The sequence below is a fragment of the Flavobacterium sp. PLA-DH12 genome (genome assembly GCF_059511845.1).
In genome coordinates this window covers 168,317-182,938 of sequence record NZ_JCAMPD010000004.1, presented here as the reverse complement: position 1 = coordinate 182,938, position 14,622 = coordinate 168,317, and the positions used below count along the sequence as shown (strand labels likewise).

Annotated in this window: 4 protein-coding genes; all 4 read right to left on the bottom strand. The window is 38.2% G+C overall.

Annotated elements, in window-relative coordinates:
- Window positions 1-77: 77 nt before the first annotated feature.
- The 4 genes from AC5ZCW_RS09485 to AC5ZCW_RS09470 all read right to left on the bottom strand — a co-directional run bounded on the left by AC5ZCW_RS09485 (window position 78) and on the right by AC5ZCW_RS09470 (window position 14,506).
- Window positions 78-2,093 carry a BCCT family transporter gene (locus AC5ZCW_RS09485; RefSeq protein WP_496119347.1) on the bottom strand — a complete coding sequence of 672 codons (2,016 nt, stop codon included), beginning with the start codon at window positions 2,091-2,093 and terminating at the stop codon, window positions 78-80.
- Between the two features lie 1,357 nt (window positions 2,094-3,450).
- Window positions 3,451-11,583, bottom strand: coding sequence for an Ig-like domain-containing protein (locus AC5ZCW_RS09480; protein WP_496119346.1), 8,133 nt, complete (start codon window positions 11,581-11,583; stop codon window positions 3,451-3,453).
- A 56-nt stretch (window positions 11,584-11,639) separates the two neighbouring features.
- On the bottom strand, window positions 11,640-13,583 hold the full coding sequence (locus AC5ZCW_RS09475) for an OmpA family protein (protein WP_496119345.1): 1,944 nt from the start codon (window positions 13,581-13,583) through the stop codon (window positions 11,640-11,642).
- 11 nt (window positions 13,584-13,594) lie between these two features.
- On the bottom strand, window positions 13,595-14,506 hold the full coding sequence (locus AC5ZCW_RS09470) for a PorP/SprF family type IX secretion system membrane protein (protein ID WP_496119343.1): 912 nt from the start codon (window positions 14,504-14,506) through the stop codon (window positions 13,595-13,597).
- Window positions 14,507-14,622: the final 116 nt, after the last annotated feature.

Here is a 14,622-nt window from a genome sequence, read left to right as displayed (position 1 = left end):
TAACAAGAAGGGCATGGCTTTATGAATGCAGATGGGAACTTATAAAAGTAATTGAAAATATATTTTAAAATTCTGAATCATTTGTATTTATGATTCAAATCACTGCTAATAAACATTTCATTATTCTCTTCGGAGACAATTTCCAGAAATCTTTCATAATGCTTTAAAACATCTGAAATAAGTTCATTCTTAGTAAATAACTGCACGTCATAACCTTCTCTATCATCACCAAAATAAGATTTCGGAAAATGGGTAACATTGTCGTTTACTTCAGGAAGGTTTTGGTCAGCCAAAAGATAATCGGAAACAATTCTTGATTCATTTTTAACGCCATAAAGAAAATTATTGACGATATCGTGCTTGATTTCAATTTCTATCCTTAGAGGATTTTCATAGCAATTGATCTTGGCCTCAATATTGCTGTTTGCAAATTCAGATTCCAATTCTGAGAAAGCATCCTGGATTGTGGTATTGATAAATTCATCAACATATGATTTATCATGGAAAGAAACAATCTGCTTGAGGCGTTCTTTCCAAGATGCTCCCGACCAGGGAACCGTAGTACGCGAAAAATCTTTTTCATAATACTTTCTATCTACAGAAAGTGCTTTCAAAAGACTTACGATAAAGAGCAGCATTATTATCGAAAAGGGAAGCGCCGTAATGAGCGTCATACTCTGCAATGCTGCTAATCCACCTGCATTGAGAAGCATCAATGCAAGCACTGCCAATAGAATCCCCCAACCTATTGTCTGCCATTTTGGAGAATTTTCAGCATTTTTGGTTGCAATGCTGTTCATTACAAAAATCCCGCTGTCAGCCGAAGTCACAAAGAAGATGATAATGATTGAAATTACGATGAAACTCAACGCTCTTGTCAGAGGGAGATATTCCAAAAAACTAAACATCAAAGCATCGGGATTACCCGCTAATGCAGTGAGTGTTCCGTTGGCTGTATGCAAATCAAACCAAATGGCACTGCCTCCAAAAACAGACATCCAGATAAAATTAAACAGAGTCGGCAATATCAGAACAGCTCCGATAAACTCCCTAATAGTTCTCCCTTTCGAAATTTTAGCAATAAAAAGCCCGACATAAGGGGACCAGGAAATCCACCAAGCCCAATAAAGAATGGTCCAGTTATAAAACCACGGCTGGGCATTTTCTTCGTAAATGTGCGTATTAAAAGTAAGGCTGAAAAAACTATTGATATAAGTCCCAATTCCTTCAGTAAAACTGCCAATAAGATAAACCGTCGGCCCCAGAATCAATACAAAAAGAAGCAGTAACATTACACTTACAATATTGATTCCGCTGAGAATTTTGACCCCTTTATCCAATCCGCTGACCGCCGAAAAAATGGATAAAGAAACCAATACAGCAACGATCAAGACCTGATAGACAAAACTGTTTTCCGGCACAACATTAAGCGTCTGTAATCCTGAATTAATCTGCACTACACCAAAACCCAGCGTTGTGGTAATTCCAAAAAATGTACTGCAAAGCGCAAAAACATCTATTACATTTCCCCACTTCCCCTTAATTTTATCTTTCAACAATGGATAGAAACAGCTCCTAAGAGAAAGCGGCAGACGGTATCGATAGGTAAAATAAGACAAAGACAGCCCAACCACTCCGTAAATTGCCCAAGCATGAATTCCCCAATGGAAAAAGGTATAAAGTTGGGCATTCTGTGCTCTTTGAACAACAGATTTTCCAGCAAAAATTTCATTTGAATAATGTTGCATCGGTTCTGCGACACTGAAATACATCAGACCGATGCCCATACCAGCTGCAAAAAGCATTGAAATCCAAGAGAAAAAAGAGTAATCCGGCCTGCTGTTATTTCTTCCAAGCCGGATATTTCCGTATTTGCTCGCCATCAGATAGATCAAAAACAGCACAAAAATGGTAACCGACCAGACATACACCCAGTTCAGATTAACGAAAATAAAATTTTTAACCGCATTGAGAAGTTCTTCCGTAAAATCTGGAGCAATAGCAGAAAGCATACAAATACCAATAATAAAAATTAAACTGGGCACCGTAACGCCCCTGCTGAGTGTTGTTCTTATTTTGGAAAAGTGCTGCATATAATTTTTTTATTTTAAGTTAAACGCAAAATAATCAGAAAAAAATCTGACATAAACCTTAAATTCCAAAGAAATAGAATACTAAATGCAGAGCTGTTATAAACGAAGTTTTACTAAAGAGATAAAAGAGCTACCTAACAAATATAGGAAAAATAAATCAAAAACAGGAATTCGGGCAAATGAAGCAAGAAAAAAGAATCTTTATTGGAAACGTTGTGTAATGGACTTGATGCCATTTAGGCTATTATACACTTGAGCTTTTAATTTCTTATTCCAAAATATTCAGTATTTTTAATATATTTGTCATACAAAAAAAAAGAATAATACTACTGTCTTTTAATTTGTTAGTATTTTAATTTTTGTGAATTACTTAATATTGAAATAATAAAAAATTGAATTTTGGGTGCAGAATCGGTGCACGTTGGTCAAAGACATTATATAAAACCTAGCATAGACAGGACTTCAGCGATAAAGTTCGAATCCTGCTCTCCCCACAAAAAAGTCCTAATGAAAATTAGGACTTTTTTTATATATACAAAAACCCGAAAATCCTTAGATTCACAGTTTTTTTTCTTTATAATGCTTTCCAAATTTTTTAAGACCGCCCAAAATTTCTGTGACAAAATCGTGAGTTCTGTTGCATCTGCCATATCAATTAAAGATAAATCAATTGCCTTAAAATTATGCAACCAATTTACAAAATGATTTGAACATACTTGTTCCTGGCTTAATTAAGCATCTGATTCTTTCTCAACATATCTACAACTTACTTTTATATAGGTTTCATCTATTCGCCAGCTGGCTCCTATACTATGTTCTTTCTCTTCTTGAGTGCCGAGTCACTTAGAGTCGAAAATTTAAATACCCAACACCAAATAGTAGTGTGATCAACTGTTATTCCGTGCATTTTCATTATTTCCTCAACATCACGGTAACTCAATGTAAATCGCAATTTGAAATAAATGGTTTGCAAAATAATAGCTTTGGGATAACAATCACGTTTGGTATTCATTTAATGTATTTTTTAGATTTCAAGATAATAGTTATGTAACAGATACGACAGAAGCCTAAATTCATAGCTATAAAAAGATAAAGAAAAAAAACACTTTAAAATTTGTTCAAGAATCCTGTCTCATACCTTTTTGCATATTTGAAATGCAAAAAATAGTGAGTATTCATATAAATAATTTTCAATATATGAGATTCCAAACTGATATAAATATGACAAAAGCCTGATTGCGCAATCAGGCTTTTCAAAAATATTTCACATTAATTTTAAAAAACTTTTTTTTTACAATAACTAAAATAAAAAAACAGTTCAAACTTAAATTAAAAAGCAAAGATGCTCAAGGTCTCATTATTGGTTCATGCTTAAATAAAGATAACCCGCAGTTGTTACTTCTTTTTGATCTGAATTTTGATATCTGAGAATATAGTAGTAAGTACCAGTTGGAAGTCCTTTGCTTTGATTGATCACTGCTCTTCCATTGGAATACCCCTCAAAAGCATTGTTTTGATTATTGTATCCATCGGTATGAAAAACAATTACTCCCCAGCGGTTATAAATTTCAACCGTATTGTTTGGGTAACATTCAATACCATCAATTTTAAACCTATCATTTACGTTGTCTCCATTTGGAGAAAATGCATTATGAACGACTACTTGACAACCCACTATATCAAGAACTGTTGGATCATTGTCCTCATTAGTTGGCGACGATTTATCTGACAAGTCACTAACATCTTCCCCATTAGGATTTACAGGTGTTGGAGGTCCTTTCGCTTCCGCCAAAGCCTGATTGACAACTTGACCTTTTGCTAAATCATCTGAAGTGATAATGTACTGAGCTCTGTACAGCCATTTCTCATTTGTGTCTAGATAACCATTTGAATTAAGGTCTCCCGTTTTACTGCTCGAATCTACAGGATCAAGAGCAGGCGTTGACATTCGAGGAAGCGGATCTGTCACTTTTACATTACTTAAACGCGTATTTCCAATATTGCTGACCGTAAAAAGATAACTTATGATATCGCCCACTTTTGCATTATTAAAATCTCCGCTAAACGAAGAAATTTCCTTAATAATTGCAATTTTCGGAATATTTGGCAAAGGAACTACAGTACAAGTCGGGCAGTTTGGATCATAATACTCATCACCCGGCTTAACAGGATTTGTAGGATCTTCAGAAGTATCGGTAACAGTAGTACCTCCCGGATTATCTGGTGTCGGCGGTGTGTTACCTTGAGCAATCGCGCTATTGTAAATCACTCCTTTCTCAAAATCTGAATCCTTGATTGTATAAATTAACTGAGCCCTGCCCGTTTGTCCAGGATCCAAAGTGCTAGGCGTTACTGATAAATTAGTTATGCCTAAAAACTGATCGTTGATTTTTACATTTTCTAATCTAATATTTCCTGTATTCTGCGCTGCAAAAGTGTATGTAATTGTTTCATTTACATCAGGAAAACCATTTCCGTTACTATCATTAGATGCGGTGAAAGAAGCGTCTTTATATAATAAAATTGACGGTTGTGGAATAATTGGAGTCAAAATCACACTATCTTGATCATTTTCTGCTGGATCATTATTGTTTGGAGTTGAATTTGGATCAAAATTATCCGAAGCAATTACTTGAGCTACATTTTTATATTCATCCGCTGTTCCAGTCGCTGTATTAACTCTGACTCTGTAAACCAACGAAACAGGATTACTAACAGAAACATTAAAAATCGGCCAAGTAATTGTGCTTCCAGATAACACTCCACCGTTGTTTGCACTAATAAAAGTATAACCAGAAGGTAATGCATCATTAGCACGTACACCAGTAGCATCATTTGGCCCAAGATTACTTACAGTTATTGTAAAATCAACCTGATCACCAACGAAAGGCGACATATTGCTTACCGATTTTGTCAAAGCAATATCAGAACACAAAATAACTGTTAGATCAACTTTTAACGCATTGCCAATACTATTTTCGCAAATAGCATTGTTTTGCACTGTAACGTAGTAAGATGTATTTACCGTTATAGCAGGCGTTACAAAGGTCGGACCTGTATAAAGCAAAACAGATAAATTAGCATCTTGATACCATTTGAAAATAGGATTAGTAATAGCACTAGAAGCTGTAATTGATGCACTGCCTCCAGTACATAAAGAAGCATTTGAAGTAGTTGCTGAAATATCAGAAGCCAAAGCCAAAGGATTGACTGTTGCCACAACCGCTTTTCTGGTGTTGACGGCGTTTTCGCAGACGCCATCGCCGCTTACGCTGACATAATACGTTGTCGTTGTTGGAGGTGTTACGGTATAAGTATTTCCTGTAAAGAGTGCCGTAGTTGTTGTCTGATCGGCATACCATCTGAAAATTGGTGTCGTCACACCAGCAGACGAAGCTGTAAGCGAAGCTGAAGAACCTGCACAAACTATTGCATCTGAAGCCGTAATATCAGCATCTAAACCTAATCTATTTACAGTAACCACAACCGCTTTTCTGGTATTGATGGCATTTTCACAGACACCATCACCGCTTACGCTGACGTAGTATGTTGTCGTTGCTGCAGGTGTTACGCTATATGTATTTCCTATAAAAAGTGCCGTAGTCGTCGTCTGATCGGCGTACCATCTGAAAACTGGCGTTGTTATTCCGGCAGTTGAAGCTGTAAGCGAAGCTGATGAACCCGCACAGATTATAGCATCAGAAGCCGTTATATCAGAATCTAAACCTAATCGATTCACAGTAACCACAACCGCTTTTCTGGTGTTAATGGCATTCTCGCAGACGCCATCACCGCTTACACTCACATAATACGTTGTCGTTGTTGCAGGAGTTACATTATAAGTATCTCCTGTAAAAAGTGCGGTAGTTGTTGTCTGATCCGCATACCATCTGAAAACTGGCGTTGTTATTCCGGTAGTTGAAGCAGTAAGAATAGTAGATGAACCTGCACAGATTACAGCATCTGAAGCCGTTATATCAGCATCCAAGCCTAATCGATTCACAGTAACCACAACCGCTTTTCTAGTGTTAATAGCATTCTCGCAGACTCCATCACCGCTTACGCTGACATAATACGTTGTCGTTGCTGTAGGTGTTACATTATAAGTATCTCCTGTAAAAAGTGCCGTAGTTGTTATCTGATCAGCATACCATCTGAATACTGGTGTAGTTACTCCTGCAGACGAGGCAGTTAGCGCAACCGATGAGCCCGCACAGATTACAGCATCGGAAGCTGCGATATCAGAGTCCAAGCCTAATCTGTTGACAGTAACCACAACCGCTTTTCTGGTGTTAATAGCATTCTCGCAGACTCCATCACCGCTTACACTCACATAATACGTTGTCGTTGTTGCAGGTGTTACGCTATAAGTATCTCCTGTAAAAAGTGCGGTAGTCGTTGTCTGATCAGCGTACCATTTGAAAACTGGCGTTGTAATAGTCGTTGAAGCTGTAAGCGAAGCTGATGAACCTGCACAGATTACAGCATCGGAAGCCGTTATATCAGCATCCAAACCTAATCGATTCACAGTAACCACAACCGCTTTTCTGGTATTGATGGCATTTTCACAGACGCCATCGCCACTTACGCTGATATAATACGTTGTCGTTGTTGCAGGTGTTACGGTATAAGTATCTCCCGTAAATAGCGCCGTTGTGCTTGTCTGATCCGCATACCATCTGAAAATTGGTGTTGTAATAGTTGTTGAAGCTGTAAGCGTAGTCGATGAACCAGCACAAATCACAGCATCGGAGGCTGTGATATCAGCATCCAAACCTAATCTATTGACAGTCACCACGACCGCTTTTCTAGTGTTGATCACGTTTTCACAAACTCCATCACCGCTTACGCTGACATAATACGTTGTGGTTATTGTTGGAGTTACAGTATATGTATCTGCTGTATTTAATACTGTGGTACTTGTCTGATCAGCATACCATCTGAAAACTGGATTTGTTATTCCAGTAGCTGAAGCTGTAAGTGTAGTTGATGAACCCGCGCAAATTAGAGCATCTGAAGCCGTAATATCAGCATCCAAACCTAATCTATTCACAGTAACCACAACCGCTTTTCTGGTGTTAATAGCATTCTCGCAGACTCCATCACCGCTTACACTCACATAATACGTTGTCGTTATTGCAGGTGTTACGCTATAAGTATCTCCTGTAAATAGCGCCGTAGTCGTTGTCTGATCCGCATACCATCTAAAAATTGGCGTTGTAATAGCCGTTGAAGCTGTAAGCGCAGTCGATGAACCCGTACAAATTGCGACATCTGAGGCCGTGATATCAGCATCCAAGCCTAATCTATTCACAGTAACCACAACCGCTTTTCTGGTGTTAATGGCATTCTCGCAGACTCCATCACCGCTTACACTCACATAATACGTTGTTGTTATTGCAGGTGTTACGCTATAAGTATCTCCTGTAAATAGCGCCGTAGTCGTTGTCTGATCCGCATACCATCTAAAAATTGGTGTTGTAATAGTTGTTGAAGCTGTGAGCGAAGCTGATGAATCCGCGCAAATGACAGCATCGGAGGCTGTGATATCAGAATCCAAGCCTAATCTGTTGACATTTACTACAACCGCTTTTCTAGTGTTGATGGCATCATCGCAAATATTAGTTCCTCTCACACTAACATAATAGGTAGTCGTGGTTTGTGGCGAAGGATCATATACCGCTCCAACTGATAGCGGATCGGGAGAAGTTTGATCAGCATACCAAAAAAATTCAGGATTACTAATTGTTGATGATGCGGTCAGTACTGCGACGTCTCCTGAACAAATAGTTTGATCAGCAGCATCAATATCTGCTGCCGTCGCCAAAGGATTCATAGTAACCGTTACCGGCTTTCTTGTATTTGGCGCATTTTCACAAACATTGTCTCCGCTAACACTTATATAATAAGTTGTATTTACTGTTGGAGATACCGTATAAGTATCTCCGATATTTAATACTACTGTTGTCGTTTGATCGGCATACCATCTAAAAATTGGAGAGGTGACTGTTGTCGATGAAGCACTAAGAACTGAAGCTTCGCCTGGACATGTTGTAGTATCAGCAGCGGTGATATCGGTAGCAATTCCCAAAGGATCAACATTCACAACAACGGCTTTTCGTGTATTAATTGCGTTCTCACAGACTCCGTCACCGCTCACGCTGACATAATACGTTGTCGTTGATGCGGGAGAAACGTTATATGTATCTCCAGTACTCAAAACTGTAGTACTTGTCTGGTCTGCATACCATCTAAAAACTGGTGTGGTAACATTGGTTGTTGAGGCAACAAGACTCACAGAAGATCCTGCGCAAATTGTTTCATTCGCAGCAGCAATATCTGAATCCAAAGCCAAAGTATTCACAGTCACGGTTACTGCTTTTCTTGTATTTACTGCATTTTCACAAACTCCGTCCCCGCTTACACTTACATAATACGTTGTAGTTACGGCGGGAGAAACAGTATAAGTATCTCCAGTGAAGAGAACTGTAGCACTTGTTTGATCAGCATACCATCTAAAAACGGGCGTGGTCACGGTAGTTGATGAAACTGCCAGTGCTGCAGAAGAACCGGCACATACTGTTGCGTCTGTACTTACTATATCAGAATCAAGTCCTAAAGAATTTATTGTTACTGTAATGGGTTTTCTATTATTGATCTCATTCTCACAGACATCATTACCTTTTACACTTACATAATACGTTGTAGTTGAGGTTGGAGAAACAGTATACGTTGTACCAGTATTAATTGCTGTCGTACTGGTTTGATCAGCATACCATGTAAAGGTAGGAATACCAATAGTCAATGTACTTACCGTTAGCGTAGCACTACCGCCGGGACAGACTGCAGTGTCTGCACCCGTAATATCAGATGCGGTCGCAGAGGCATTAACATCTACAGTAATCATTCTTGTTGTTGCAGCTGATGGACAACCACTCAAGCCAGTTATTGTATAGGTAATTGTTGCAGTTCCCGGTCCAATACCAGTAATTACGCCATTTGCATCTACAGTGGCAATACCAGGAAAATCTGTACTCCAAAGTCCGCCTGGGTCGCCATCAGTAGTAAAAAGGGTTGTATCTCCAGGACATAAATTCTGTTTTCCTGATAAAGTTCCCGGATTAGCTTGAATAATATTTACTGAATAAACAGAAGGTATGACTGGACAACTCAAAGTTTGAATTATTGTGTATTTTATATTCGTTGTACCTCTGGAAACACCTGTTACCACACCATTTACATCAACTGTTGCAATGGTTGGATCTTCACTTTCCCATAATCCACCGGGAGTTCCAGTCGAAGTTAATGCAGAAGTACCACTAACACAGATATCCTGATTTCCAGATATTATACCTGATTCTGCAGCATCTTCAACCGTAACTGATCTTGTAGATGATACATCGGCACAACCTCCTGTTCCACTAACTGTATACGTTATAAATGTTGTACCCGGCAATAATCCTGTAATAAGGCCACCACTGTCAACAGTTGCGATCGTTGTGTCGAGACTTGACCATGAGCCACCCGCATTACCATCAGAACTAAAAGTTGTTGTTGTTCCTTGACAAATATTTTGCGTTCCCGATAAATTTCCAGCATTTGGAGGCGCTGTTATAGTCAAAGTTACCGGAGTCCTTACAGAAGTAGTACAAGTGCCATTATTTCCTTGCGCGTAATATGTGACAGTTCCAACAGTACTGAGTATTGGAGAAGCTACTATATTTCCACCAACCGCGGCATCATACCAAACTACAGATTGACCTGTAGGAACGCTCGCAGTTGCTGTTAGTGTCGTTGGAAAACATCCTTGAGCGGAAACCGTTGTATCAACTGGTACGCTTGCAGCCGTCAACGTAATGAGTGCATTATTTGAAATGTTCCCATCTGTATCTCTGCCATTATATGCCATTGGAGTTGGAGCAATTACACTACTGGATTGAGGTTCAAAGGTAACTTGACCAGCTGAATTAACTTTCCAAACTCCTTCCCCCGGAATAGTTATTGAAACAATATCCCCTTCTCCATCGGTAATAATATTTGTTCCCGTTCCCGGATTTACCAGACTTACCGTTGAAGGAACAATCGTATTTCCAGTAGTATCATTGGACAAAATGTTTATAGCACCTGAAGAGCTTCCAACATTAAAACAAGCCACATCTGGCGTAGCAGCTGGAAGTCCAATTGCGTAATCTTCGACTTCTCCATCCATAAATGCGCCGCCAGTATCCGAGGTGGTAATGGCTTCTGTAGTTGTTCTTACTCTTAAATAAGTTCTGGCATGACCCGCTGTGTTAGTCAAAGTAACATTGTTCCAAGTAAGATTAACGCTTCCTGTCAATGTTCCTGCCGGCGTTGTTGCGCTAGTTCCTTCTGAAGGCTGAAATACGCCGTCATTATTCCAGTCAATCCACGCCACATAATTTGCGGGCAATCCTGTATTATTGTGAAAAGTAGTAGCAACTGTATAACTGCTGATTAATTGTCCATTGTTTGTCAATGGTGGAATTGTCTGAATTCCATCATCATCAACAGAAGCGTCTGCCAATACAGATGGCGAACCATCTGGCTCTGTATAATTAGTGTCTCCTAAAATAAGTGTTCCAACAACGCCGTGAGATGGCCCACCGGAAGCTAGCAATGTTTTATAACTATCTGGTGCGTCTCCAAAATCTGAACTAATGGTTATTACTATCGGACTTAAACCTGATGCTTGAACATTGGCTTGACCAGTAACACTCCAAATTCCTGTCATCAAAAAGAAATCAGTTACTTTAGTAGTCGTTGATGGTGGAGTAAATAAAACCTGATGGTTTAAATCATCAGGAGTACCAGATCCTCCACTAGTTGTTTGTCTTCTAATAGTCATATTATTAGGCAATGCAGCCGCGGCTGTGGCTCCAATTGAATTGCTTACTAAAGTTCTCCAGCTATGACCTGCTGCAGAAGTATTGATTGTTTGATTTGTAAGCTGTGTTACGGGACCGCTGATGATATATGGAACATACGTATTGCCATCATAACCAAAAAAAGCAACCCATTCAGCGTTTCCATTTGGTGTTCCGTGAACACCATCGATGTCCAAAGCAAGAAAATTAATGCTGGAAATAGGTCGGCTGAAATAAATTCTAAAACCAATACTGTTTGTACAGTTATTTCCCATTCCGTTATCGGCATTCTGCGTATTCGCCATTTGAATTTTGGTGAAATTTGTTGGTGTTTTGTCTCCAACATAAGCCGGAAGCGTAATTCCAGTGAACAATCCTCCAATATCTGGTCCCGCGGTTCCTGAACCCGCAGCTCCTGTAGAATGTGTGGCGCTACCTGTAGTTATCATCTGCGCTTTTACAATAGTTCCATCAGGCATTCTTTTTCCATTTGGCATTGAGCTTAAAATATCAGCAATTGAAAAACTGTAATTCGTTTGAGCAGATACACTTGTTATTAAAAACACTGTAATAAATACTAATAAGATTTTAACTGTATTTTTCATTATCGATAAATTTTAGTGTGCTATATTTTTTTCTTTCAGATAAGTTGCAGCCAGAATTACAAAGCAGTAATAATAAATTCGCTTCGTCTATTGGCTTGATGTTCTTCTTCGGTACATTGAACCCCATCTGAACATTTATTGACAAGTTGTGTCTCTCCGTATCCTTTTCCAGTTAAGCGATCGGCTTTTACTCCATTTTTAATCAACCAATTAATTGTTGATTTTGCTCTTCGGTCAGATAAAGCGTCATTATATTGATGTGATGCTCTACTATCGGTATGCGAACGAATATCAAGTTTCATTTTAGGATACTCATTCAATACCGCTAATATTTTTTCTAAATCTATAGCCGCTTCTGTTCTAATATTGGATTTGTCCAAATCAAAGTAGATCATTTTTATACCAAAACAAACTCCTAGATCATCGCCAACAGTTACCTTGCAAATGCTTCTGTCTAAAGCGATTGGTAAGCTGGTTTTTCCGTTATTTTTGGGAATAGTTATGGCTACTTCTTTAGTTTCATATTCTGCTTTTTCAGCTCGGACCTGATACGATTTACCGCATTCTACAGAAAAAGAATAATTTCCTGAATCGTCTGAAATGGTAGTATTTTTAACAGCCATCTGATCGTCAAACAAAGTAACCTTAGTTTCTGGCAAAACTGCTCCTGTTTGAACATCGGTTATGACTCCATAAAGTTCCTGAATACAATTGAGTCTTCTGGTTTCTAAGAAACTATAGATGTCATCAGAGCCATGACCGCCGTCTTTATTTGAACTAAAATATCCTTTACGGGTCGTAGGGTCAATGATATAAGCAAAATCATCTTTGGGTGAATTAACATCTGAACCTATATTTTGAACATTGCTTATTTTGCCATTTGAATCAATATTAGCAACAAAAACATCCAAACCTCCCAAACCTGGATGACCATCGGATGAAAAATAAATCTCATTTTCACTTGTTACATACGGGAATGTTTCTTTTCCTTCTGTGTTGATTGTATTGCCAAGATTTTCTGGTGTGCCATAACCGCCGTTCGAATTTATGCTGACTTTATACAGATCAGATTGCCCGATTGTGCCCGGCATATCAGAAGCAAAATAAAGTGTTTTCTCATCTGGACTCAAGGCAGGGTGCGCTACACTGTATGTATTGCTATTAAATGGAAGTTCGGTAATATTTGACCACTTATTATCTTTATCTAACGTAGCTTTATAGATTTTTATGAAGGTAGTCTTGTTCTCATCTTTTCCTTTTTTTCCGTTGAGGTAATTGTTTCTAGTGAAATAAACCATTTTTCCATCACGTGTAAAAACGGGAGAAGCTTCATGAAATTTGGTATTAATCGCAGATTTAAACTTATTTACTTTTGCCGATTTTCCGGTTTCAGGGTCAAGATCTGCATTGTAGATATTCGTAAAATATTCGCCAGTCCATTTATGTTTTCGCTGTGTAAAATTTCCGGTATCTCTAGCTGAAGCAAAATAAAGTTTGTTGTTGTAAACAAATGATCCGTAATCTGAGTATTTGCTGTTTACCCCGGCATCTTCAATTTTATATCGACCAGAATTTGCTTTAATAATATCCAAATAATTGACATCTTCTTTATAAAGCTTGCCCCTATTATCATTTTTTGATTTAAGATAAAAATCGTCCATAAGCTTATTTGCTTTGTCAGCCTCGCCTATTGATTTTAGTGATTGTGCATATCTGTAGTAATACTCGGGTTCAACGGCTGTATTCATTGCAAACAACTCGCCATACCATTTTGCAGCGCCTGCGAAATCGGAATTAAAATAATAGGAGTTTCCTAGCTTTTTGAACATATCCTCAGACTTGTATCCTTTGTTGGCTACTTTTTCGTATGTTTTTATGGCATCGATATAGGCGTAGTTATCGTATTTTTTATCTCCGGAATTTACTTTGGCTTGCTGCGCATAACTGCCAAAAGAAAAAGTACTTACAGCTGTAAGGAAAAGTAGTGTATAGTTTTTCATGATACTTTTTTTTAGAAGAAACGAGGAGTTGTGATTTTGCCATTGTTTATGAAGAATTCATAGCGCAGAAATATTTCGTGCGAGCCAGAATTATAGTTCCTTAATTTGGTGGTTTCTTGATCGTATCCATACCCAATATATAATCCATCTGTGATTTGAAATCCAGCCATGGCACTCACAGCGGCGTCCCAACGATAGGCAACTCCTAATGTCAGTTTTTCAAAGAATAAAAAGTTAGCGGATACATCAACCTGAAGTGGCGCTCCCTCTACCATTTTTGTCAACAATGCTGGTTTAAATTTTATTTCCTGAGAAAAATTGAAAACATAACCGCCCATCAAGTAGTAATTTATTTTGTCTTTATAAATTGCTACATCATTGTCGTCATATCTGTTGGTCTGAATAAAGTTCGGAACAGACAATCCAATATAAGCTCGATCTGAATGCCAATAAATTCCAGCTCCTATATTTGGAGATACATCGCTGTCTAAGTTTTGAAATTGAGGATCACCTTGATTTTCAGGATTTAGCTTACTTGCGTCAAGATTAAAAACATCTACCGAGCCTTTAATCCCAAAAGAAAGTTTCCAAGTTTCGGAAGTCGGAATAGTATAAGATAAATCTACAGAAAACTCATTTTCATTTGTAGGTCCAATTTTGTCATTGACTAAAGACGCGCCAATTCCAATATTGCTATTGTTTATCGGAGTATTTACAGAAATTGTATTTGTTTTTGGTGCACCATCTAACCCTACCCATTGGTCGCGATGCAATGCAAAAATACTAAGTACGCCACGAGAGCCAGCGTAGGCCGGATTTATGTTTATGGTATTATACATATATTGCGTATACTGTGCGTCCTGCTGTGCATAACTGCCGCAATATCCAAATAGAAATATGTAAAAAAGTATTTTTTTCCTCATCTTTCAAATTTTTAAATTTAACATTAAGGCATGACGAATTAGTCATAAGAACTGACGCTCTTCAACAAAATCAATAAAATACATGTCTGATTAGTCAAATTAGTTCCAACAGCTTT

Excerpts from the sequence above, each read along its gene's own strand:
- AC5ZCW_RS09480 (WP_496119346.1), bottom strand. The coding sequence starts at position 11,583 with ATGAAAAATACAGTTAAAATCTTATTAGTATTTATTACAGTGTTTTTA.
- AC5ZCW_RS09470 (WP_496119343.1), bottom strand. The coding sequence starts at position 14,506 with ATGAGGAAAAAAATACTTTTTTACATATTTCTATTTGGATATTGCGGC.
- AC5ZCW_RS09485 (WP_496119347.1), bottom strand. The coding sequence starts at position 2,093 with ATGCAGCACTTTTCCAAAATAAGAACAACACTCAGCAGGGGCGTTACG.
- AC5ZCW_RS09475 (WP_496119345.1), bottom strand. The coding sequence starts at position 13,583 with ATGAAAAACTATACACTACTTTTCCTTACAGCTGTAAGTACTTTTTCT.